This window comes from Streptomyces sp. NBC_00704 (assembly GCF_036226605.1).
Classification (GTDB): Bacteria; Actinomycetota; Actinomycetes; order Streptomycetales; family Streptomycetaceae; genus Streptomyces.
This window is the reverse complement of the sequence record NZ_CP109000.1, coordinates 7,015,644-7,036,833: the sequence shown is the minus strand read 5'-3', so window position 1 is coordinate 7,036,833 and position 21,190 is coordinate 7,015,644. Positions and strand designations below refer to the sequence as shown.

The window sequence follows — 21,190 nt, the reverse complement described above, 5'->3', positions numbered from 1 at the left end:
TGCCGAGGGTGAGAAGACGATCACGCGCAGGTCGCGCTCACGCGCTCATGCGCTCACGCGCTCAGGGCGCGAGCAGCAGGCTGTCGCCCCGCTCCTTGGCGGCGGCGTAACGCCTGGCCACGTCCTGCCAGTTGACGACCGCCCACATGGCGTCGATGAAGTCGACCTTCTGGTTCCTGTACTGCAGGTAGAAGGCGTGCTCCCAGGCGTCGAAGACCAGGATCGGGGTGGAGCCCTGGCCCACGTTGCCCTGGTGGTCGTAGACCTGCTCGACGATGAGACGACCGGACAGCGGCTCGTAGGCGAGGACGCCCCAGCCCGAACCCTGGGTGGTCGCCGACGCCTTGGTCAGCTGGGCCTTGAAGTTCCGGAAGGAGCCGAAGGACTCGGCGATGGCGTCCGCGAGTTCGCCCGTGCCGTCCTTCTCCAGCGGCTCGCCGCCGCCGTCACCGGTCATGTTGTGCCAGTAGACGGAGTGCAGGATGTGCCCGGAGAGGTGGAACGCCAGGTTCTTTTCCAGGCCGTTGATCGAGCCCCAGGACTCCTTGTCCCGCGCCTCCGCCAGCTGCTCCAGCGTGTCGTTCGCGCCCTTGACGTACGCCGCGTGGTGCTTGTCGTGGTGCAGCTCGATGATCTCCGGGCTGATCACCGGGGCGAGCGCCGCGTAGTCGTAAGGAAGCTCCGGGAGCGTGTAAACCGCCATGTCCAACGTCCTCCGACGTTATTGCGAGTGATGTGCAGTTGCACGTTAACAGCACAAGCAACGCGTTGCCGATAGGCGTCGGACCCAGGACGCCGGACGTGTCCCGTCCGGGCGCGAACTCGGCGGCCACGGCTCATGCTTCTCCGCGCGCTCCCGGTAGCGTGGCCGTCTACCGCACGAGGTGTTCATGTGTCCGGCCGCCGGCCTGACGGCCGTCGACGGAGAGTGGCAAGGCTGCGATGAGCGAACCGACGAAACCCGAGGTCGACGTTCCGGAGGGGGACGCCCCTGGCGAGCTGGTTGTCCGGGACCTGGTCGTGGGCGGCGGGGTCGAGGTCAAGCCGGGCATGGTGGTCAGGGTCCACTACGTGGGGGTGACGTTCGAGTCCGGGAGGGAGTTCGACGCCTCCTGGGACCGGGGCCTGCCGTTCAAGTTCGCCCTGGGCGGTGGCAAGGTCATCAAGGGCTGGGACCGGGGAGTGAGAGGGATGAAGGTCGGCGGTCGGCGCGAGATCATCGTCCCTCCGCGTCTCGGGTACGGCGATCAGTCGCCCTCGCCGTCGATCCCGCCGGGTTCGACCCTGGTCTTCGTGGTGGACCTGCTGGACGCGTATTCCGGCGTGACCGGGTGGAGCAACCCCCAGTGGGGGCGCTGAGCCGTCCTGGGGCCGGGGCCGCCAGGTGTAACGACCTGTGAGGTCGGGGACGCGGTCGGCCCGGTGACGTCGGTGCGGGGTGGTCGTTTTCGTGCGGCGCGGTGCGGCTGGGTGCGCCGGGGGCCGCGGGCCGGCCGGACGGCGTTCCCGAAGTCCCGCGCGGTGTCCCGGCGTCGGCCGCCTTCGGTCACAGGGCGGTGGCGGCGCGGACCAGGCCCGCGACCGCCGTGGAACGGCTGTGTGGCGGCCAGGCGATGACCGTGGTGACGTGGGGGGCGTCGGCGACCGGTACGGCGGCGAGGTCTTCGCGCAGGCCGGTGCGGCCCGACTCCGGCACGACCGCGCAGGCCCGGCCGAGGGCGATGAGCTGGGTGAGTTGCGTGTGGTCGCGCACCTGCGGTCCGGGGCCGTCCGGGAAGGTGCCGTCCGCGCGGGGCCAGCGGGGCAGGGGCAGGTCGGGAAGGCCGGTGACCTCGGCGAGCCGCACGTGAGGGCGGGCGCCGAGAGGGTGGCCCGCCGGGAGGACCGCGACTTGTCCCTCGGAGTGCAGGTCCTCGGTGTCGAAGCCGGCCGTGTCGTCGAACGGCCGGTGCAGCAGGGCCACGTCGGCCCGGCCGTCGTGCAACAGTCGTGTCTGCTCGCCCGGCCCGCACAGCACGACGTCCACGGCGACGGCGCCGGGCTCGGCGGCGTAGGCGTCGAGGAGTTTCGCCAGCAGTTCACCTGAGGCGCCCGCCTTCGCGGCCAGGACCACCGCGGGGCGGCCGGTCGCCGCGAGGGCGGCCCGGCGGGTACGCCGTTCAGCGGCCTCGACGGCGTCCAGCGCCGCGCGCGCCTCCCGCAGCAGCACCGCCCCCGGCCCGGTCAGGGCGACACCCCGGCTGCCGCGCTCCAGCAGGAGGGTGCCCAGGCGCCGTTCGAGCCCGCCGATCGCCCGCGACAGCGGGGGCTGGGCGATCCCGAGCCGCTGCGCGGCCCGGCCGAAGTGCAGCTCTTCGGCGACCGCGACGAAGTACCGCAGCTCACGTGTCTCCACCCCGCCAGCCTAACCGGCCCGGCCAGGGGCGATACCCGGGCGGTATCGCCGTCCACCCGGTCGGTCTTGGACGCCCTGCCCGACGGGAGAGAAGTATCGACGTCATGAGTGAGACGAACACCGTGAACCATCAGAAGGTCGCGCTGGTGACCGGGGCCAACAAGGGCATCGGGTACGAGATCGCCGCCGGGCTGGGCGCCCTCGGCTGGTCCGTCGGCATCGGCGCGCGGAACGAGGAGCGGCGCGAGGCCGCCGTGGACAAGCTGCGCGCGGACGGCGTCGACGCGTTCGGCGTGCCGCTGGACGTGACCGACGACGCCGGCGTGACAGCGGCGGCTCGGCTGATCGAGGAGCGGACCGGGCGGCTCGACGCGCTCGTCAACAACGCGGGGATCACCGGCGGCGGACCGCAGGAGCCCACCACGGTCGACGTGGACCGGGTACGGGCGGCCGTGGAGACCAACGTGATCGGCGTCATCCGCGTCACCAACGCCATGCTCCCCCTGCTGCGCCGCTCGCCGTCGCCGCGGATCGTGAACGTGTCCAGCAGCGTCGGCTCCCTCACACGCCAGACCACCCCTGGCGCCGGGACGGGTCCCATCTCCGTCGCCTACGCCCCGTCGAAGACGTTCCTCAACGCCGTCACCGTGCAGTACGCCAAGGAACTGGCCGACACGCACATCCTGATCAACGCCGTCTGCCCCGGCTTCACGGCGACCGACCTCAACGCGTTCCGGGGCGTGCGCACCCCCCAGCAGGGCGCGGCCGCCGCGATCCGGCTGGCCACCGTGCCGGCCGACGGGCCGACGGGCCGCTTCTTCGACGACGAGGGAGAGGTGCCCTGGTGACGCGCCCGGTTCGCGGTTCGCGCCGCTCCGGGGGGATGACGGACGCGCGTCCTCGTGGCCGCTCACTCCGGTCGCTCGGGGGTCACTCCCGAGGTGTGGTCCCGAGTCGCAGCAGGACTGCCGTGTCGGCGCGGGGCAGGGACACGGTCAGGGTCGCGTCGGCCGCGTTCCAGTCGGCTGTGGCGTCGGAGTCGGCCGGGTACAGCGACTCGATGCGCGGGCGGGCGCCGAGCAGGTGGGGGACGCGGAGTGTGCGGCTGTCGCTGCCGGCGTCCGCCGGGGCGCGCCGGTCACGGGCCGCCGCCCGGCTGCCGGCGCCCGCGGGGGCCGAGCCGTCGCGGGCTTCCGCCCGGCCGGTCGCGGCCGGGTCCCGCCGCCACAGGGCGAGGTACGTCGCGGACGCCCCGCGCAGCCCGTAGGCCAGCCAGGTGTCCTCCCACCCGGGAAGGCCGAGCGGCCACATCGGGAGGGCCTCGCCGATCTCGGGCCGGATGCGCTTGTAGACGTCGACGGCGGAGCGGACGCGTGCGAACTGCTCGTCGTTCATGCGGTCGAGGAAGCCGGAGAGGTGAACGCGGCCCAGCAGGGCGGTGGTCATCGTGAACGCGATCTCGTCGGGGCCGAAGTCCGGCTGTGGGTAGGCCCACACGGCGGCCTGTTCCGGCGCGACCGCCGTGGCCGCCGCGACGGCGATGGGCGGACTGCGCCGGGGGTCCTGCTGGTCGCTGGTGGACTGCACCTGGGCTACCGCCAGTTGGGCGTAGTCCATGCGCAGTCCGCCCGACCCGCAGTTCTCCAGGACCAGGCCGGGGTGGCGGTCGAGGAGGGAGGCGAGCCAGTCCAGATGGGCGCGGTGGTGTCCGAGCAGGCCCGCCCCGGCGCTCTCGGCCCCGTTCTCGGTCCCCGGGCCGATGTTGATGTTGTAGTCGAGCTTGAGGTAGCCCACTCCCCACTCGCCCACGATCCGGTCGACGACACGGTCGAGATGGGCGCGGGCCGCGGGATGGCGCAGGTCCAGGTGGTGCCGGCCGTGCTCGGTCAGCCGTACACCGCCCCGGCGGAAGAACGCCTCGGGCGGCAGGGCGGCGGCCAGCGGGCTGCGTACGCCGACGACTTCGGGCTCCAGCCACAGACCGGGTGTCATGCCGTGCCGTCCGATGGCGTCCAGCACTTCCTGGATGCCGCCGGGGAAGCGGCGTGCGGCGGGTTCCCAGGCACCCACGGCGTCCCACCAGCCCTCGGCGTCGTCGTCGTACCAGCCGGCGTCGACGACGAAGACCTCCGCGCCGACGGCGCCGGCCGCCTCGACGAGCGGCAGGAGCTTGTCGGTGGTCGGGTCGCCCATGAGGGTGTTCATGTAGTCGTTGTAGATCACCGGCAGGTTCCGGTGGTCGGGGTGGTCGCGGCGGATGCGGCGGCGGTAGGCGGTGAGTTCGCCGAACGCCGCGTCCAAGCCACCGGCGCCGCCCCCGCTTCCGCCCCCGGCCTTGGCAACGGCCTTCGCCCCGGCACCGCCCTCAGCCCCGGCGTTCACCCCGGCACCGGCCTCGTCCCCGGCCTTCGCCTTGGCACCGCCCTCGTCCCCGGCGTTCGCCATGGCACCGCCCTCGTCCCCGGCCTTCGCCATGGCACCGGCCTCGACCCCGGCGTTCACCCCGGCACCGCCCTCGGCCCCGACCTTCGCCCCGGCACCGCCCTCGGCCCCGGCGTTCACCCCGGCACCGGCCTCGTCCCCGGAGTTCGCCCCGGCACCGGCCTTCACCCCGCCACCGACCCTGGCCCCGATACCGGCCCCCGCCCCACCCCCGGCCCCACCCCCGGCCTCAGCCCCGGCCGCGACCCTGACGAGGGCGGCGGGCACCGTGGTGAACTCCTCGCCGGGGGCGAGTGTCCGCCGCCACTGGTGGTGCGCGTCGTCGGGCCCGAACAGCGCGAGATAGGCGGCGCCCTCGCGCTCCCCGATCTCGTAGCGCCAGCCCGCGCCGGACTCGATCTGCCACAGCCACGCGCCGCCGCGGCCGTCGGTGACGGCGGCGACGGGCAGGTGACGGCCGGTGGACCAGGAGCCCTGCGAGTACCGTTCGAAGCAGCCGCGGCCCTCGTGGCCGTGCGCGGCCCGGTTCAGCGGGACGACCAGGTCCCGGAACGCGGCCCTGCGCCAACGGCACTCGGCGAGCCAGTCGTTGTCCGCCCAGTGCAGGGTCAGGCCGTCCAGGCCGCCCGCCCGGTCGGTGACGCCGCCGAGGGTGAGGCTGGAGACGCTCTCCAGGTGCAGCGGCGCCTGGCCTTCGTTGACCAGCCGCACCTGTGAGCGCAGGAAGCGGGAGCCGGGGACGGTGCTCAGGGTGACGTGGGCGGCGAGGCCGGTCTCGGGGTCGGCCAGCCCGATGGTGGTGCGCCGCCACGCTCCGTCCACCGCGGTCTCATGGCCGCGGAGCACCAAGCGGCCGCCGACGGCGGTGTCGATGAAGCGTTCCCCCGACCACATGCGCCCCTGGCCCGTGACGACGACCTCGACGAGGGGCACGAGTCGGTTCCAGAGCTGGTCCGCGCCCGTGAGTCTCACCGACCCGGCGATATCCACCACGGCACGCAGCCCGAGAACCTCATCGCTCCACAGTGACGACTCCTGGGCGTTCTCGGCGGCAGCTGCCAACGCACTCTCCCTTCAGCGGGCGGCCGATCGCCTCTGCGGTCCCTCAGGGGTCGTCTCCGCCCCCGACTTGTGCAACTGGCGTGAGGTGCTCGGTAGTTCTCGCCCTGCGGAGCAGCGGACCGCCGGTGTGCGAACGCAGCTCACCGCCGGTGCGCCGGCGAGGTGGCGCCTTGCTGAGGGTCCCGGCACCGCCGATGTGACCGCTCACAACACTCCCACGCCGAAATCGGTCACACAAGCTCCCCGGTGACGGCGCAACCGAGCGCTCCGAGCGCACCGCGCCCGAGGAGGGCCATCGAAGCCGCGGGCACGGGTGTCACCGACGCGTCTGGCGGCCGGGCGTCCGGGTATCGGTTCGGTCACGGGTCGGGCATTCTGTTCGCGGAAATATGCGATCGAGGGGTTTACCCCGAGGCGTCCACAGGCCAGAATGGTCTTTCGCTCTGTGAAAAAACCTTTTCTCACACAGCTGTCCCCTAGATCACAGAACGACGATCTAGCGGTGCAGTGCTCCTGAGCGATCCAATGTCCCCGACCGTCCAGGGCCGTCGCAGGTCCACCATTTCGAACGTCATTCGATATATCGAACACACAGCGTGGCCGTCAGCAGAGCGGCCACTGAGAGGACAGCCAATGGCGGGCGCAGAGATCGAGGCACCGGCAGGACAGGACGCCTGCGCGGTGGGGATCGACTTCGGAACCCTGTCCGGGCGGGCCGTGGTGGTCCGGGTCCGTGACGGCGCGGAGTTGGGGGCGGCCGAGTTCGTCTACCCGCACGCGGTGCTGGACCGCGAGCTGCCGGACGGAACGCGTCTGCCGCCGGACTGGGCGCTTCAGGTGCCCGCCGACTACATCGACGTGCTGCGGCACGCCGTGCCCGAGGCGCTGGCCCGTTCGGGCGTGCGCCCGGAGCAGGTGATCGGGGTCGGGACGGACTTCACGGCGTGCACGATGCTGCCGGTGCTGGCGGACGGCACACCGCTGTGCGAGCTCCCCGACTACGTCTCCCGTCCGCACGCGTACGTCAAGCTGTGGCGGCACCACGCGGCCCAGGGCCAGGCGGACCGCATCAACGCGCTGGCCGAGGAGCGGAAGGAGCCGTGGCTGGCGCGGTACGGCGGGAAGATCTCCTCGGAGTGGGAGTTCGCCAAGGCTCTGCAGCTCCTGGAGGAGGACCCGGAGGTCTACGGCCGCACCGAGCGGTGGGTGGAGGCGGCGGACTGGATCGTGTGGCGGCTGAGCGGCTCCTACGTGCGCAACGCCTGCACCGCCGGTTACAAGGGCCAGTACCAGGACGGCGCCTATCCGAGCCGCGACTACCTCGCCGCCCTGAACCCGGACTTCGCCGGCTTCGTGGCCGACAAGCTGGACCATCCGATCGGCCGGCTCGGCGACCGGGCCGGAGGGCTGACGGCCGAGGCGGCGGCCTGGACGGGGCTGCCCGAGGGCATCGCGGTCTGTGTCGGCAACGTCGACGCCCATGTCACCGCCCCTGCCGCGGTGGCGGTGGAACCGGGCCGGATGGTCGCCATCATGGGCACCTCCACCTGCCATGTGATGAGCTCCGACCAGCAGGGCGTGGTGCCCGGCATGTGCGGGGTCGTCGACGGCGGCATCCTGCCCGGGCTGTGGGGTTACGAGGCCGGGCAGAGCGGTGTCGGCGACATCTTCGCCTGGTTCATCCGCACCCACCTGCCGGCCGAGTACGCCGAGAAGGCCGCGGCCCTCGGCATGGGCGCGCACGAGTACCTGACCTCGCTGGCGGCCGGGCAGAAGGTCGGCGAGCACGGGCTGATCGCGCTGGACTGGCACAGCGGCAACCGCTCCGTCCTGGTCGACCACGACCTCAGCGGCGTCCTCGTGGGGCAGACGCTGTCCACCCGCCCCGAAGACGTCTACCGGGCCCTGCTGGAGGCCACCGCCTTCGGCACCCGCACCATCGTCGACGCCTTCGAGGCCGCCGCCGTGCCGGTGGAGGAGCTGATCATCGCGGGCGGGCTGACGAAGAACGCCCTGCTGATGCAGATCTACGCCGATGTCACCCGCCGCCCGCTCGGCGTCATCGGTTCCGCCCAGGGCCCCGCCCTCGGGTCGGCCATGCACGCCGCCGTCGCCGCCGGGGCGTACGACGACATCCGGGCCGCCGCCCACGCCATGGGCAAGGTCCAGCGCGGCGTCTACCAGCCCGACCCGGAGCGGGCCGCGGCCTACGACGCTCTGTACGCCGAGTACCGGTTGCTGCACGACTACTTCGGCCGCGGCGCCAACGAGGTCATGCACCGCCTGCGCCGTCTGCGCGCACAGGCCGCCTCCTGACCCCCTTCCTCCCGATGACGCGATGTGAAAGGACACCCCTGTCATGACGACTCCCGAATCGCCCTTCGACGGCCAGGAGATCTGGTTCCTCACCGGAAGCCAGGGCCTGTACGGCGAAGAGACGCTCCAGCAGGTCGCCTTCCAGTCCCGGCAGATAGCCGAGCGCCTGGACGCCGCCTCCGACATCCCGATCCCCCTGGTCTGGAAGCCGGTCCTCACCGACGCGGAGTCGATCCGCCGTCTGTGCCTGGAGGCCACGGCGTCGGACGCCTGCGTGGGGGTGGTCGTGTGGATGCACACCTTCTCCCCGGCGAAGATGTGGATCGCGGGACTCAGCGCGCTGGACCGCCCGGTGCTGCATCTGCACACCCAGTACAACCTGTCGCTGCCCTGGCCGAGCATCGACATGGACTTCATGAACCTCAACCAGGCCGCCCACGGCGACCGCGAGTTCGCGCACATCGAGTCCCGTCTCGGCGTCAACCGCAAGATCGTCGCCGGGCACGCGACGGACGCGCGGGTCGTCGGACGCATCGCCACCTGGGCGCGGGCCGCCGCCGGCCGGCACGCCGCCCGCACCCTGCGCCTGGCCCGTTTCGGCGACAACATGCGCGATGTCGCCGTCACCGAGGGCGACAAGGTCGAAGCGCAGATGCGCTTCGGGTACTCCGTCAACACCTACGGTGTGAACGACCTGGTCGCCGTGGTGGACGCCGTCGAGGACAAGGCGGCCGCCGAACTCGCCGAGGAGTACTGCGACCTGTACGACATGGTGCCCTCGCTGCGCCCGGACGGCATCCGCCACGACTCACTGGTCTACGCCGCGCGCCAGGAGATCGGCCTGCGCACCTTCCTCACCGAGGGCGGCTTCACCGCCTTCACCACCAACTTCGAGGACCTGGGCGGACTGCGTCAGCTGCCCGGCCTGGCCGTCCAGCGGCTCATGGCCGACGGCTACGGCTTCGGCGGAGAGGGCGACTGGAAGACGTCCGCGCTGCTGCGCACGATGAAGGTCATCGGGCAGGGTGCTCCGGGCGGCACGTCCTTCATGGAGGACTACACCTACCACCTCGGCCCGGGCACCCCCCGCATCCTCGGCGCGCACATGCTGGAGGTCTGCCCGTCGATCGCGGCCGGCCGCCCCCGCTGCGAGATCCACCCCCTGTCCATCGGCGGCCGCGAGGACCCCGTCCGTCTCGTCTTCGACGCCGCCCCCGGCCCGGCCCTGGTCGTCGGCCTGGCCGATCTGGGCGAACGGTTCCGGCTGACCGCCAACGCCGTCGACGTCATACCCCCCAGCCAGCCCCTCCCCATGCTGCCCGTGGCCCGCGCGGTCTGGCAGCCGCGTCCGTCGCTGGCGGAGTCGGCGGAGAGCTGGCTGCTGGCCGGCGCACCCCATCACACCGTGCTCACCTCGGCCGTCGACGCCGAGACGCTGGCCGACTTCGCCGCCATGACCGGCGTCGAGCTGCTGACCATCGACGAGAACACCACGTCCGGCCAGTTCGCCAAGGAGATCCGCTGGAACGCCGCCTACCACCGACTCGCCCAGTCCCTCTGAGACGCCACGGGAAGGACACGATCATGACCAAGGTCCGTGACGGCCTGCGCCAAGAGGTCCTGGACGCCAACCTCACCATCCCCGAGGTCGGTCTCGCGACCCTGACCTGGGGCAACGTCAGCGGAGTGGACCGGGAGGCGGGCGTGTTCGTCATCAAGCCCTCCGGTGTGCCCTATGCGGACCTGGCGGCCGACCACCTGGTCACCGTCCGCCTCGCCGACGGCGCCGTCGTCGCGGGCGACCTGCGCCCCTCCACCGACACCGAGACCCACCGCTGCCTCTACCTGGCGTTCCCCTCCATAGGCGGCGTCACCCACACCCACTCCACCCACGCCGTCGCCTTCGCCCAGGCCCACCGCGACATCCCGGTCCTCGGCACGACCCACGCCGACACGTTCAACGGCCCGGTCCCCTGCACGCCCGACCTCACCCCCGAGCAGTGCGCGAAGGACTACGAGTACAACACCGGCCAGGTCATCGTGGACCTGCTCGAGCACGACGACCGGCGGGCCGTCGAGGTCCCGGCCGCCCTCGTCGCCGGCCACGGCCCGTTCACCTGGGGCGCGAACGCCCGCGCGTCCCTCGAACACGCCATCATCTGCGAGGCCGTCGCCGAGATCGCCCTGCGCACCCTCGCCCTGAATCCGGCCGGTCCTCCGCCGCAGCACCTGCTGGACCGCCACTACTCCCGCAAGCACGGCCCCGACGCCTACTACGGCAATCCGGGGGCGGCGACGGCCGGTTGAGCCGGCGCTCCGTGAGCACGACCCCGGCCCGGCACCCGTCCATCGGGTGCCGGGCCGGGCTGTCGCGGTCGTCCCCTCGCCTGCGTGGCGTGCGCGGCCGAGGCTCCGGGGAGGGGCGCGGTGGTGCTGCTCGCGGCCGGAGTCGCGGCGAGAGCCGGGCTTACCGAGAGGGCCGCGGGGGCGGTCAGACGTCCGCCGGGCGGAGGACGCCGTCCACGCAGCTCGTCGCGAGCCACTGCTCGACGGCGGTGATGTGCACGGTCGCGGCGGAGACCGCGAGCAGCGCGTCGCGTGCCCGGAGCGCGCGCAGGATCTCCTCGTGGTCCCGGTGGGCGCTCTCCAGGGCGTCCCGGGTGCGGCTGCCCCGGACGATGCGCACCCGCTGGGTGCGGGTGGAGAGCACCTGCAACAGCATCGAGAGGACGGGGTTTCCGACGGCTTCGACGATGCGCAGGTGGAAGGCGATGTCGTGGGCGACGAAGTCCTCGACGGTGTCGGCGGAGCGGCACCGGTCGAGGATGTCGCGGAGTTCCTTCAGGTCCCGCGGCCGCAGCGCGGACGCGGCCAGTCCGGTCGCCTGCGGTTCGAGCAGTCGGCGCACCTGGAGCAGTTGCAGGGCCGCGCGCCCGTGGGAGACGTCCGCCGCGAAGGACAGCGTTCCGAGGAGCAGGTGGGGCTCCAGGCTGGAGACGTAGGTGCCGTCGCCCTGCCGGCTGACGAGGATCCGCAGGGCGGTCAGGGCCCGCACGGCTTCACGCAGTGAGTTGCGGGAGAGGCCGAGCTGCGCGGCGAGGACGTCCTCCTTGGGCAGGCGGGAGCCGGGCGCGAGTTCGCCGGCGAGGATCATCGCCTTGATCTTGTCCATCGCCTCGTCCGTCAGTGCCACGAGGGTGCCTCTCTGTGCGGGGGACGCGGAGGGGCCGTCGCGCTCCACCCCGCGTCGGGGCGGAGCGCGCGGCCGCCGTGTGCCGGCGTCACTCCTGTGTCTCGCCCGACGCGAAGCGCGAGATGATCAGGGCGACGATGATGATCGCGCCGTTGAGGAACTGGTTCCACAGCGGCGGCACCCCTGCCAGGGTCATGACGTTGACGACCAGCTGGAGCGTCAGCACGCCGGTCAGGGCGCCGAAGACGGAGCCCTTGCCGCCGTTGAGGCTCACCCCGCCGATGACCGTCGCGGCGAAGACCTGGAAGATCCAGCCGCTGCCCTGGGTGGCGGAGATCGAGCCGTAGTGCCCGCTGTAGAGGATGCCGGCGAACGCGGCGAGCACGCTGCCGACGATCAGCACCACCCAGACGATCCGGTCGACGCGGATGCCCGCGGTGCGGGCGGCCTCCGCGTTGCCGCCGATCGCGTACAGCGCGCGCCCGTGCCGAAGCCAGGCCAGCGCGCCGCCGCCCGCCGCGAACAGCAGCGCGCAGATCCAGATGGCGGCCGGGGCGCCCAGCCAGGACGCCTTGCCCAGGTAGGTGAAGGAGGAGGGCAGTTCCACGATGGACTGGCCCTCGGACAGGGCCACTTGGAGGCCCCGCAGCATGGTCAGGGCGCCGAGGGTGACGATGAAGCCGTTGAGGCGCAGTTTGAGGATGAGGAAACCGTTGACGGCGCCGATCGCCGCGCCGACGAGGAGGCACAGAGGGACGGCCGTCCACTCGGGGAACCAGCCGAGGCCGGTGAAGCGGCCGCCGCTGGAGGGCAGTACGAGCCACACGGCGATGACCGGGGCCACGCCGATGGTCGACTCCAGGGACAGGTCCATCCGTCCGCTGATGAGGATGAAGGTGGTGGCGAGGACGAGGAGGCTCAGCTCGGTGGACTGCTGGGCCACGCCGATGAGGTTGTCGGCGGTGAGGAAGGCGGGCGAGACGATGAACCCGATCAGCATCAGGACGAGGATGGCCGGGACGAGGGACAGTTCACGGAAGCGGCCGAGGTCGACCCGGCGGCGTGCGGTGTCCGCGGCGGCCGGGTCCGCCGCGCTCGCTGCGGGCTCGGTGAGATCTGTGGTGGCGGACATGACTACCTTCCGTGCTCGTCGGTGCCGGATACGGTGGATGCGGTGACGGCGCCGACGCCCTCGATGGCGGCGACGAGCTGTTCGTCCTGCCAGCCGCGGTCGAACTCGTCGACCACCCGGCCGTGGAACATGACGACGACCCGGTCGCACGTCCTGAGGTCGTCGAGTTCGTCGGAGACGATCAGTGCGGCCCGGCCGGCGTCGGCGACCTGCCGGATCCTGCCGAGCAGGAACTCCTTGGACTTCACGTCGACGCCGTTGGTGGGACGGACGGCGACCAGGAGGCGGGGATCGGTGGCCAGGGCACGGGCGACGACGACCTTCTGCTGGTTGCCGCCGGAGAGGGCGGAGACCGGGGTGGCGGTTCCCGGGGTCTTGATGTCGAGGTCGCGGATCATGCGCCGGGCGAAGGCCCTGGTCCGGGCGGGCAGGATCGTGCCGAGCGGGCCGAGCTGACCGGTGACGGTCAGGGTGGCGTTCTCCGCCACGCTGCGGTTGCCGACCAGTCCCTGGAGGTGGCGGTCCTCGGGGACCAGGCCGACCCCGGCGGCGAGGGCGGACGGCACGCTGCCGGGGCGCACGTTCCTGCCGCCGACGGAGATGCTGCCGTCCGTGGCCCGGTGCAGGCCGGCGACCGCCTCGCCCACCCGCACGTTGCCGCTGGCCGCGGCGCCGGCGAGCCCGACCACCTCGCCGGCGCGGACCGACAGGGACAGGTCCTCGCAGGCGCCGGGCAGGGTCAGGCCGTCGATCCGCAGCAGTTCCGGGGAGTCGGCCCGTGCGGCCGGGGGCCCGTTCCGGTCGACCGCGGCGCCGGCGGCGGACTCGCCGGTCATGGCCTCCACCAGCGCACGGTGACCGAGTTCCGCCACGGGCGCGGTGAGGATGTGGCGCGCGTCGCGGTAGACCGTGACCGTGCCGCAGAGGTCGTACACCTCTTGCAGGTGGTGGGAGATGAAGAGGAAGGCGACGCCCTGCTCCTGGAGGTCGCGGAGCTTGTCGAAGAGACGGCCGATGCCGCGGGCGTCGAGCTTGGCGGTCGGCTCGTCGAGGATGATGAAGCGGGCGCCGAAGGACAGGGCGCGAGCGATCTCGACGAACTGGCGCTGCTCGACGGTCAGGTCCCTGGCCCGCGCGGCGGGGTCGACGGCCACCCCGTACTCGCCGAGCAGTTCCTCGGCGCGCAGCCGCAGTCGCTTCCAGCGGATCGGCTGTACCGCTTTGGCGCTCTGCCGGTTCAGGAAGAGGTTCTCGGCGACGGTCAGCTCACCGATGATCGTGGAGCGCTGGTAGACGCAGGCGACGCGGGAGCGCCAGGCGTCGATGTCGCCGACGGCGGGCGCCGCCTCGCCCGAGAAGCGCAGGGTTCCGGTGTCGGGCTGCTGGAGGCCGGTGAGGATCGACACGAGCGTCGACTTGCCGGCGCCGTTGCGTCCGACGAGCGCGTGCGACTCGCCCGCCGCGACGCCGATACGGGCTTCGCGCAGGGCGACGGTCGCGCCGAACCGTTTGCTGATGCCGGTCGCCTCGGCCACCGGGGCCGGGTGCCCGGGGCCGGTCGCGGTGTCCGCCATGGTGGGTCCGTCCTTTTGACGTCGGGTGCTGGGGTACGGGGGTCGCGGTGGGGAGGGAGGCGGGCGCCGGTCCCTCCCCCACCGCGGGCGCGGGCTGCCGGTGATCAGCCGACGTTGTTGCCCCAGAGGGACTTGTCGTCCACGTTGTCCTTCGTCACCAGCGGGGCGGGCAGCTGGTCCTCCAGGCCGTTGGGGATCTTGACGATGGTGGAGTCGTGGTCGGTCTTGCCCGGCGCGAAGGTCTTGCCCTCGGCCGCCGCCCGGGCGTAGTACAGGGCGTACTTGGCGTAGAGGTCGGCGGGCTGGGAGACGGTGGCGTCGATCTGGCCCTTGCGGATGGCGTCGAACTCCTGCGGGATGCCGTCGTTGGAGACGATCGCGATGTGGCCCTTCTCGCCCGCCGGCTTGAGCAGCTTCTTCTGTTCCAGCAGTGCCAGGGTGGGCTGGAGGAAGACTCCGCCGGCCTGCATGTAGACGCCGTTGAGGTCCGGGTGCTGGGCCAGCAGCGACTGGAGCTTGGCGGAGGCGACGTCGCCCTTCCAGTCGGTGGGCAGCTCGAAGACGGTGATCTTCGGGAACTTCTGCTTCATGCACTGGGCGAAGGCCTCGGAGCGGTCGCGTCCGTTGATGGAGTCCAGGGCGCCCTGCAGTTCGGCCACCTTGCCCTCGCCGCCGAGCTGCTTGCCGAGGAACTCGCAGGCCCGGGTGCCGTACGCCCGGTTGTCGGCGCGGACCACCATGTAGACGTCGCCCTTGTCGGGTCTGGTGTCGACGCTGACCACGGGGATCTTCTTCGACGCGAGGGTGTCGAGGGTGGAGGCGATGGCGCCGGTGTCCTGGGGCGCCATGACGACGGCCTTGGCGCCGGTGTTCTGGAACACCTGCACGTTGGCGACCAGCTTGGTGACGTCGTTCTGCGAGTTGCTCAGCGGGAGCGCGTTGACGCCGTCGGTCTCGATGTCCTTCTTCAGGTACTGCGCGTAGGAGTTCCAGAAGTCGGAGTCGGCGCGGGGCAGGTCGATGCCGATGGCCGGTGCGTCGCTCGAGCCGGCCGAGTCGGAGCTGCCGCGGTTGCACGCGGTGACGAGGGACATCGCCGCGAGGACGACGGTGACGGCTGCGGCGGTGGAGCGGGTGCGAGCGGGCTTCATTCCGTGTTCTCTCTTCAGGCAGGGCGGGGAGCCGGCGGGCGAGGGCGGAGGGGGCGTACTCGCCCTCGAGAGGGGCGAGGACGACGGCCGGTCCGCGGATCCGGGGCGGGGCGGGTGCGGATCACGTCGGACGGAGGCGTGAGGGAGGGGCAGCCGGAGGGACGGGAGGCCGGACGGTCGCACGGTGCGCGTCGACCGCGACGGGAACGTGCGGGCCATTCCTCCGATGTATTGCGGGACGTCGAGGACGTTACGACGGCATTGCCGACGTTGACAAGAGCGCGCCGCAGCACATTTGCGTGACATCGTCCCGCGGGACGCCGACCGGTCCTGCGGCCGGCCGTCAAAAGAACGCGCGACAGGCCTCCCGCCTGCCGGAACGGGTGATCCGCCGGGCCTCCACGGCATCCGACGGCGAGGACGGCGGCGCAAGCGCCCCACCGATTCGTCGGAGGAGGGAGCCGTACTCGCTTGCCATGTGCGGGCAAATGCTACCGAACCGACCAATCGGCAGGGTCACGGCCGCACATGACCACGAAATACATCCGAGGTTTCCCTGGTCTGAGGGCCCTTCTCCGTTTAAAGTCACCTTGCCGCCAGTCCTCCGATGACTGCGCGGAGCAATACGTCGGATCGTCCGCGGGTCCCGCTGATGCGACGACGGCGGGGCCCGCACGGCCGCCTCGCCCCTCACGAACCACCGACGACAAGGGAGTTGCCCAGTGAAACTGCTACGAGTCGGCGCGCCCGGCGAGGAGCGGCCCGCCGTCCGCGCCGACGACGGCCGGCTGCTGGACCTGTCCCCCGTGGCCTCCGACATCGACGGCGCCTTCCTCGCCGGCGGCGGTGTCGAGCGGGCCCGTGCCGCGCTCGCCGCGGGCGGGCTGCCCGAACTGGACGCGGACGGCCGGCGGATCGGCGCACCGCTCGCCCGTCCGGGCAAGATCGTCTGTGTCGGCCTGAACTACCGCGACCACGCCGCCGAGACCGGCGCGCCGATCCCGCCGCGTCCGGTGGTGTTCATGAAGGACCCGGGCACGGTCGTGGGCCCCTACGACGAGGTCCTGATCCCCCGCGGCTCGGTGAAGACCGACTGGGAGGTCGAACTGGCGGTCGTCATCGGACGCCGGGCGCGCTACCTCGACGGGCCCGAAGCGGCGCGCGACGCGATCGCGGGCTATGCGATCAGCCATGACGTGTCCGAGCGCGAGTTCCAGCTGGAGTACTCACCGCAGTGGGACCTCGGCAAGTCCTGCGAGACCTTCAACCCGCTCGGCCCCTGGCTGGTCACCGCCGACGAGATCGGCGACCCCCAGAACCTCGGACTGCACCTGAGCGTCAACGGCGTGAAACGGCAGGACGGCCACACCGGCGACATGATCTTCCCCGTGGACCACCTCGTGGCGTACCTGAGCCGGTACATGGTGCTGGAGCCGGGCGACGTGATCAACACCGGGACTCCCGCGGGCGTGGCCCTGGGTCTGCCGGGCGCCCCCTTCCTGCGGCCCGGCGACACCGTCGAACTCTCGGTCGACGGGCTCGGCGGGCAGCGTCAGACCTTCGGCCAAGCGTGAAAGGCACTCCCGTGACTGCGACCTCCGGCCGGATCACGGCCGTCGACACGTACGACGTCCGTTTCCCCACCTCGCGGGAGCTGGACGGCTCGGACGCGATGAACCCGGATCCCGACTACTCCGCCGCCTACGTCGTCCTGCGCACCGACGCGGCCGACGGGCACGAGGGCCACGGCTTCACCTTCACCATCGGCCGCGGCAACGACGTCCAGGTGGCCGCCATCGACGCCCTGCGGTTCCATGTCGTGGGCCGCGGCGTCGACGAACTGTGCGCCGACCCCGGCTCCCTCAGCCGCGACCTGATCGGCGACAGCCAGCTGCGCTGGCTGGGCCCGGAGAAGGGCGTGATGCACATGGCGATCGGCGCGGTGGTCAACGCCGTGTGGGACCTGGCCGCCAAACGGGCCGGACAACCGCTGTGGCGCCTGCTCGCCCACGCCGACCCCGAGTGGCTGGTCTCCCAGATCGACTTCCGCTACATCGCCGACGCCCTCACCCCCGAGGACGCCCTGCGGCTGCTGCGCGAGGGCAGGACCGGGCTCGCCGAGCGCGAGGCGGCACTGCTGCGGCGCGGCTATCCCGGATACACCACCTCCCCCGGCTGGCTCGGCTACTCCGACGACAAGCTCACCCGGCTGGCCAAGCAGGCGGTCGCCGACGGGTTCACCCAGATCAAGCTGAAGGTCGGCGCCGACCTGGAGGACGACATCCGGCGGCTGCGCACCGCCCGTGCGGCGGTCGGCGACGGCATCCGCATCGCCATCGACGCCAACCAGCGGTGGAACGTCGGCGAGGCGATCGAGTGGACCAACGCGCTCGCCGCCTTCGACCCGTACTGGATCGAGGAGCCGACCAGCCCCGACGACGTGCTCGGACACGCCGCCGTGCGCAAGGCCGTCGGGCCCGTGAAGGTGGCGACCGGCGAGCACGTGCAGAACCGCATCGTCTTCAAGCAGCTGCTCCAGGCCGAAGCCATCGACGTCCTCCAGATCGACGCGGCCCGGGTCGGCGGCGTCAACGAGAACCTGGCGATCCTGCTGCTGGCCGCCGCGTTCGGGGTGCCGGTGTGCCCGCACGCCGGCGGCGTCGGCCTGTGCGAGCTGGTGCAGCACCTGTCGATGTTCGACTGGCTGGCGCTGACCGGCACGACCGAGAACCGCGTCATCGAGTTCGTCGACCACCTCCACGAGCACTTCACCGAGCCCGTCGTGATCCGCGACGGCCACTACACCGCGCCGCTCGCCCCCGGCTTCTCCGCCACCATGCGGCCGGAGTCCATCGCCGAGTACCGTTTCCCGGACGGCACGTTCTGGGTGGCCGACCGCGCCGGACGGGAGGACGTGGCATGACCGCTCTGTCAGGTCTGACCGCCGTCGTCACCGGCGGAGCGTCCGGCATCGGGCTCGCCACGGCGCGCGCGCTGGCCGCGCAGGGCGCCGCGGTCGCGGTGCTCGATCTCGACGCCGCCGACGTGCCGCGGCCCCTGCTCGGCCTCACGGCCGACGTGAGCGACGACGCCTCGGTACGCGCCGCCGTCGAGGCCGCCGCCACCGGGCTGGGCGGCATCGACATCCTCGTCAACAACGCGGGCATCGGCGCCGTCGGCACCGTCGAGGACAACCCCGACGAGCAGTGGCTGCGCGTCCTGGACGTCAACGTCCTCGGCATGGTCCGCACCACCCGCGCCGCCCTGCCCCACCTGCGGCGCTCGGCCCACGCGGCGGTCGTCAACACCTGCTCCATCGCGGCCACCGCGGGCCTCCCGCAGCGCGCCCTGTACTGCGCCAGCAAGGGCGCGGTCCTGTCGCTGACCCTCGCCATGGCCGCCGACCACGTCCGCGAGGGCATCCGCGTCAACTGCGTCAACCCCGGCACCGCCGACACTCCCTGGGTGGGCCGGCTGCTGGACGGCGCCGACGACCCGGAGGCGGAGCGGGCCGCGCTCGCCGCCCGCCAGCCCATGGGCCGGCTGGTCACCGCCGACGAGGTGGCGGCCGCCATCGTCTACCTCGCCAGTCCCGTCGCGGCATCCGTCACCGGCACCGCGCTCGCCGTGGACGGCGGCATGCAGGGGCTGCGGCTGCGCCCGGCGGCCCGGTCATGACGACCACCACACTGGGCGGCAGCGCGGTCCGCGTCACACCGCTCGCGCTCGGCTGCGCGGCCATCGGCAACCTCTACCGGGCCGTCACCGACGAGGCCGCCCTCGCCACCGTCGACGCCGCCTGGGACGCGGGAGTGCGCACCTTCGACACCGCGCCCCACTACGGGCTCGGCCTCTCGGAACGACGGCTCGGCGAGGCACTGCGCGGCCGCCCCCGGGACTCCTACACCGTCTCCACCAAAGTGGGCCGGCTGCTCGTGCCCGACACGACGGCGGGCCCCGGTGACGACCTCGCCGACGGCTTCGCCGTCCCCGCCACCCACCGCCGCGTCTGGGACTTCACCGCCGACGGGGTACGGCGCTCGCTGGAGGAGAGCCTGGACCGCCTCGGCCTGGACCGGGTCGACACCGTCCTGCTGCACGACCCGGACCGGCACGCCGAGCAGGCTCTGCGCGAGGCCTACCCGGCACTGGAGCGGCTGCGCGCCGAGGGCGTGGTCGGGGCCGTCGGCGTCGGCATGAACCAGTGCGCGCTGCCCGCCCGCTTCCTGCGCGAGACCGACATCGACGTGGTGCTGCTCGCCGGCCGCTACACCCTCCTGGACCAGGAGGGCCTCGCCGAGGTGCTGCCGGAGGCCGCCGCCCGCGGCCGCGGCGTGATCATCGGCGGGGTCTTCAACTCCGGGCTGCTCACCGCCCCGCGGCCCGGCGCCACCTACGACTACGCGCCCGCGCCCCGGCCCGTGCTCGACCGCGCGCTGCGCCTGCGGGAGGTGACCGCACGGCACGGCGTGCCGCTGCGCGCCGCCGCCCTGCACTTCCCGTTCGGCCATCGCGCGGTCGCGAGCGTCCTGACGGGCGCCCGCTCCCCCGACGAGGTACGCGACACCGTCGGGCACCTGCGCCGCCCGGTCCCGGACGCGCTGTGGGACGACCTGCGCGCCGAGGGGCTGCTGGGCCCGGGCGCCCCCGTCCCCGTCGACCCGCCGCTGGAGGAGCCGTCATGAGGATCGCCCTGCACACCAGGGTCCGCGCCGACCGCGTCGCCGCGTACGAGGCGGCACACCGCGAGGTGCCCGAGGAGCTGACCGCCGCCATCCGCGCCGCCGGGGTGAGCGAGTGGACGATCTGGCGCAGCGGCGCCGAGCTGTTCCACCTCCTGGAGGTGAAGGACTACGCCGTCATGATCGCCGAACTCGACAAACTGCCGGCCAACATCGCCTGGCAGGCCCGGATGGCCGAGCTGCTGGACGTCGTCCACGACTACTCGGCCCAGGGCTCGGACGCCTCGCTGCCGGTGGTGTGGCAGTTGTGAGCGCGGAGGAGCGCGAAGCCGGCGTCGTCGACGCGCACCATCACGTGTGGGACCTGTCCGTCCGCGACCAGGACTGGATCCGCGGACCGGAACTGGCCCCGCTGCGCCGCGACTTCACCCTGGCCGACCTGGAGCCGGAGGCCCGCGCGGCCGGGGTCGCCGCCACCGTGCTGGTGCAGACGATCACCGTGCCGGAGGAGACCCCGGAACTCCTGGAGCTGGCCGCGGGCAGCGAGCTGGTCGCGGGCGTCGTCGGCTGGGTCGACCTGACCGCGCCCGACGTCGCCGACCGGCTCGCGGAGCTGCGCGCGGGCCCGGGAGGCGAGTACCTGGTGGGCATCCGCCACCAGGTACAGGGCGAACCGGACCCCCGCTGGCTGGTCCGCCCCGACGTGCTGCGCGGTCTGACCGCGGTCGCCGCGGCGGGGCTCGTCCACGACCTCGTGGTGACACCCCACCAGCTCGACGCCGCCGCCGAAGCCGCCGCGCGCCTGCCGGAACTCACCTTCGTCCTCGACCACCTCGGCAAACCGCCCGTCGCCTCCCGCGCCCTCCACCCCTGGGCCGAGGACGTCCGGCGGTTCGCCGCCCTCCCCAACACGGTCTGCAAGCTCTCCGGCCTGGTCACCGAAGCCGACTGGAGTTCCTGGACGACGGCGGACCTCGGACCGTACGCCGACACCGTCCTGGAGGCCTTCGGCCCCGACCGGATGATGTTCGGCTCCGACTGGCCCGTCTGCCGCCTCGCCGCCCCCTACGACCAAGTCCTCTCCGTCGCACGCGAGTTGACGGCCCCGCTCACCCCCGCGGAACGCCACCAGGTCTTCACCGCCACCGCGAAGCGGACCTACGGCCTGCCCCGGGTCACGAACGGCCACCCCGTCAACGGCTCCGGACCGCCGGCACCGGGCCTGTTCTCCACGCCGTGACGG

18 protein-coding genes are annotated in these 21,190 nt (G+C 72.5%); 11 read left to right on the top strand and 7 right to left on the bottom strand.

The genetic code is table 11. The features are described from left to right. Positions 1–61: 61 nt before the first annotated feature. Positions 62–703, bottom strand: coding sequence for a superoxide dismutase (locus OG802_RS30515; RefSeq protein ID WP_329415694.1), 642 nt, complete (start codon positions 701–703; stop codon positions 62–64). Between the two features lie 239 nt (positions 704–942). Between OG802_RS30515 and OG802_RS30510 the strand changes: the two genes are divergently transcribed. Then, entirely contained in the window at positions 943–1,359 is a 417-nt protein-coding gene (locus OG802_RS30510) for an FKBP-type peptidyl-prolyl cis-trans isomerase (RefSeq protein ID WP_329415692.1), read from the top strand. A 187-nt stretch (positions 1,360–1,546) separates the two neighbouring features. Here the strand turns inward: OG802_RS30510 and OG802_RS30505 are convergent, their stop codons facing one another. Beyond that, positions 1,547–2,395, bottom strand: coding sequence for a LysR family transcriptional regulator (locus OG802_RS30505; protein ID WP_329415690.1), 849 nt, complete (start codon positions 2,393–2,395; stop codon positions 1,547–1,549). 104 nt (positions 2,396–2,499) lie between these two features. Between OG802_RS30505 and OG802_RS30500 the strand changes: the two genes are divergently transcribed. Beyond that, positions 2,500–3,243, top strand: coding sequence for an SDR family oxidoreductase (locus OG802_RS30500; protein WP_329415689.1), 744 nt, complete (start codon positions 2,500–2,502; stop codon positions 3,241–3,243). A gap of 82 nt (positions 3,244–3,325) precedes the next feature. On the opposite strand, the gene OG802_RS30495 is transcribed toward OG802_RS30500, so the two are convergent. Further along, on the bottom strand, positions 3,326–5,899 hold the full coding sequence (locus OG802_RS30495; protein WP_329415686.1) for a glycoside hydrolase family 36 protein: 2,574 nt from the start codon (positions 5,897–5,899) through the stop codon (positions 3,326–3,328). 633 nt (positions 5,900–6,532) lie between these two features. Between OG802_RS30495 and araB the strand changes: the two genes are divergently transcribed. From araB to araD, 3 genes are read left to right on the top strand one after another with little or no spacing between them, the layout of a single operon-like run. Further along, positions 6,533–8,215, top strand: a complete 1,683-nt coding sequence (araB, locus tag OG802_RS30490; RefSeq protein ID WP_329415684.1) for a ribulokinase — start codon at positions 6,533–6,535, stop codon at positions 8,213–8,215. Between the two features lie 43 nt (positions 8,216–8,258). Beyond that, entirely contained in the window at positions 8,259–9,776 is a 1,518-nt protein-coding gene (gene araA / locus OG802_RS30485) for an L-arabinose isomerase (RefSeq protein ID WP_329415681.1), read from the top strand. Positions 9,777–9,799: 23 nt separating this feature from the next. Then, a complete protein-coding gene (araD, locus tag OG802_RS30480) occupies positions 9,800–10,522 on the top strand; it encodes an L-ribulose-5-phosphate 4-epimerase AraD (protein ID WP_329415679.1) in 723 nt (240 codons plus the stop codon). Between the two features lie 184 nt (positions 10,523–10,706). On the opposite strand, the gene OG802_RS30475 is transcribed toward araD, so the two are convergent. The 4 genes from OG802_RS30475 to OG802_RS30460 form a co-directional block, all read right to left on the bottom strand. After that, the gene (locus tag OG802_RS30475) at positions 10,707–11,408 is read right to left on the bottom strand and encodes a FadR/GntR family transcriptional regulator (RefSeq protein WP_329415677.1); all 702 of its coding nucleotides are present in this window, start codon (positions 11,406–11,408) and stop codon (positions 10,707–10,709) included. A gap of 88 nt (positions 11,409–11,496) precedes the next feature. Then, the gene (locus OG802_RS30470) at positions 11,497–12,540 is read right to left on the bottom strand and encodes an ABC transporter permease (protein WP_329415675.1); all 1,044 of its coding nucleotides are present in this window, start codon (positions 12,538–12,540) and stop codon (positions 11,497–11,499) included. Between the two features lie 2 nt (positions 12,541–12,542). Further along, on the bottom strand, positions 12,543–14,114 hold the full coding sequence (locus OG802_RS30465; RefSeq protein ID WP_329415674.1) for a sugar ABC transporter ATP-binding protein: 1,572 nt from the start codon (positions 14,112–14,114) through the stop codon (positions 12,543–12,545). A gap of 104 nt (positions 14,115–14,218) precedes the next feature. Continuing rightward, a complete protein-coding gene (locus OG802_RS30460) occupies positions 14,219–15,265 on the bottom strand; it encodes a sugar ABC transporter substrate-binding protein (RefSeq protein WP_329415673.1) in 1,047 nt (348 codons plus the stop codon). Positions 15,266–15,987: 722 nt separating this feature from the next. On the opposite strand from OG802_RS30460, the gene OG802_RS30455 reads away from it, so the two are divergent. Genes OG802_RS30455 through OG802_RS30430 form a run of 6 tightly spaced genes read left to right on the top strand, consistent with a single transcriptional unit; the run spans position 15,988 to position 21,187 of the window. Beyond that, positions 15,988–16,839: a fumarylacetoacetate hydrolase family protein gene (locus tag OG802_RS30455; protein WP_329415671.1), complete on the top strand. Its 852-nt coding sequence runs from the start codon at positions 15,988–15,990 to the stop codon at positions 16,837–16,839. A gap of 11 nt (positions 16,840–16,850) precedes the next feature. Then, a complete protein-coding gene (locus OG802_RS30450; RefSeq protein WP_329415669.1) occupies positions 16,851–18,188 on the top strand; it encodes an enolase C-terminal domain-like protein in 1,338 nt (445 codons plus the stop codon). Next, entirely contained in the window at positions 18,185–18,943 is a 759-nt protein-coding gene (locus OG802_RS30445; protein WP_329415667.1) for an SDR family NAD(P)-dependent oxidoreductase, read from the top strand. Before OG802_RS30450 ends, OG802_RS30445 begins: the two co-directional genes overlap by 4 nt. After that, positions 18,940–19,950, top strand: coding sequence for an aldo/keto reductase (locus OG802_RS30440; RefSeq protein WP_329415665.1), 1,011 nt, complete (start codon positions 18,940–18,942; stop codon positions 19,948–19,950). The genes OG802_RS30445 and OG802_RS30440 overlap by 4 nt, the downstream gene beginning before the upstream one ends. Then, positions 19,947–20,258, top strand: a complete 312-nt coding sequence (locus tag OG802_RS30435) for an L-rhamnose mutarotase (RefSeq protein ID WP_329415663.1) — start codon at positions 19,947–19,949, stop codon at positions 20,256–20,258. The genes OG802_RS30440 and OG802_RS30435 overlap by 4 nt, the downstream gene beginning before the upstream one ends. After that, positions 20,255–21,187 (top strand): amidohydrolase family protein, encoded by a 933-nt coding sequence (locus tag OG802_RS30430; RefSeq protein ID WP_329415660.1) that lies wholly within the window; start codon positions 20,255–20,257, stop codon positions 21,185–21,187. The genes OG802_RS30435 and OG802_RS30430 overlap by 4 nt, the downstream gene beginning before the upstream one ends. Positions 21,188–21,190: the final 3 nt, after the last annotated feature.

Bases quoted from the DNA above. Each gene is read 5' to 3' on its own strand.
- OG802_RS30515 (WP_329415694.1), bottom strand. From the start codon at position 703: ATGGCGGTTTACACGCTCCCGGAGCTTCCTTACGACTACGCGGCGCTC.
- OG802_RS30510 (WP_329415692.1), top strand. From the start codon at position 943: ATGAGCGAACCGACGAAACCCGAGGTCGACGTTCCGGAGGGGGACGCC.
- OG802_RS30500 (WP_329415689.1), top strand. From the start codon at position 2,500: ATGAGTGAGACGAACACCGTGAACCATCAGAAGGTCGCGCTGGTGACC.
- araB (WP_329415684.1), top strand. From the start codon at position 6,533: ATGGCGGGCGCAGAGATCGAGGCACCGGCAGGACAGGACGCCTGCGCG.
- araA (WP_329415681.1), top strand. From the start codon at position 8,259: ATGACGACTCCCGAATCGCCCTTCGACGGCCAGGAGATCTGGTTCCTC.
- araD (WP_329415679.1), top strand. From the start codon at position 9,800: ATGACCAAGGTCCGTGACGGCCTGCGCCAAGAGGTCCTGGACGCCAAC.
- OG802_RS30470 (WP_329415675.1), bottom strand. From the start codon at position 12,540: ATGTCCGCCACCACAGATCTCACCGAGCCCGCAGCGAGCGCGGCGGAC.
- OG802_RS30465 (WP_329415674.1), bottom strand. From the start codon at position 14,114: ATGGCGGACACCGCGACCGGCCCCGGGCACCCGGCCCCGGTGGCCGAG.
- OG802_RS30460 (WP_329415673.1), bottom strand. From the start codon at position 15,265: ATGAAGCCCGCTCGCACCCGCTCCACCGCCGCAGCCGTCACCGTCGTC.
- OG802_RS30445 (WP_329415667.1), top strand. From the start codon at position 18,185: ATGACCGCTCTGTCAGGTCTGACCGCCGTCGTCACCGGCGGAGCGTCC.
- OG802_RS30440 (WP_329415665.1), top strand. From the start codon at position 18,940: ATGACGACCACCACACTGGGCGGCAGCGCGGTCCGCGTCACACCGCTC.
- OG802_RS30435 (WP_329415663.1), top strand. From the start codon at position 19,947: ATGAGGATCGCCCTGCACACCAGGGTCCGCGCCGACCGCGTCGCCGCG.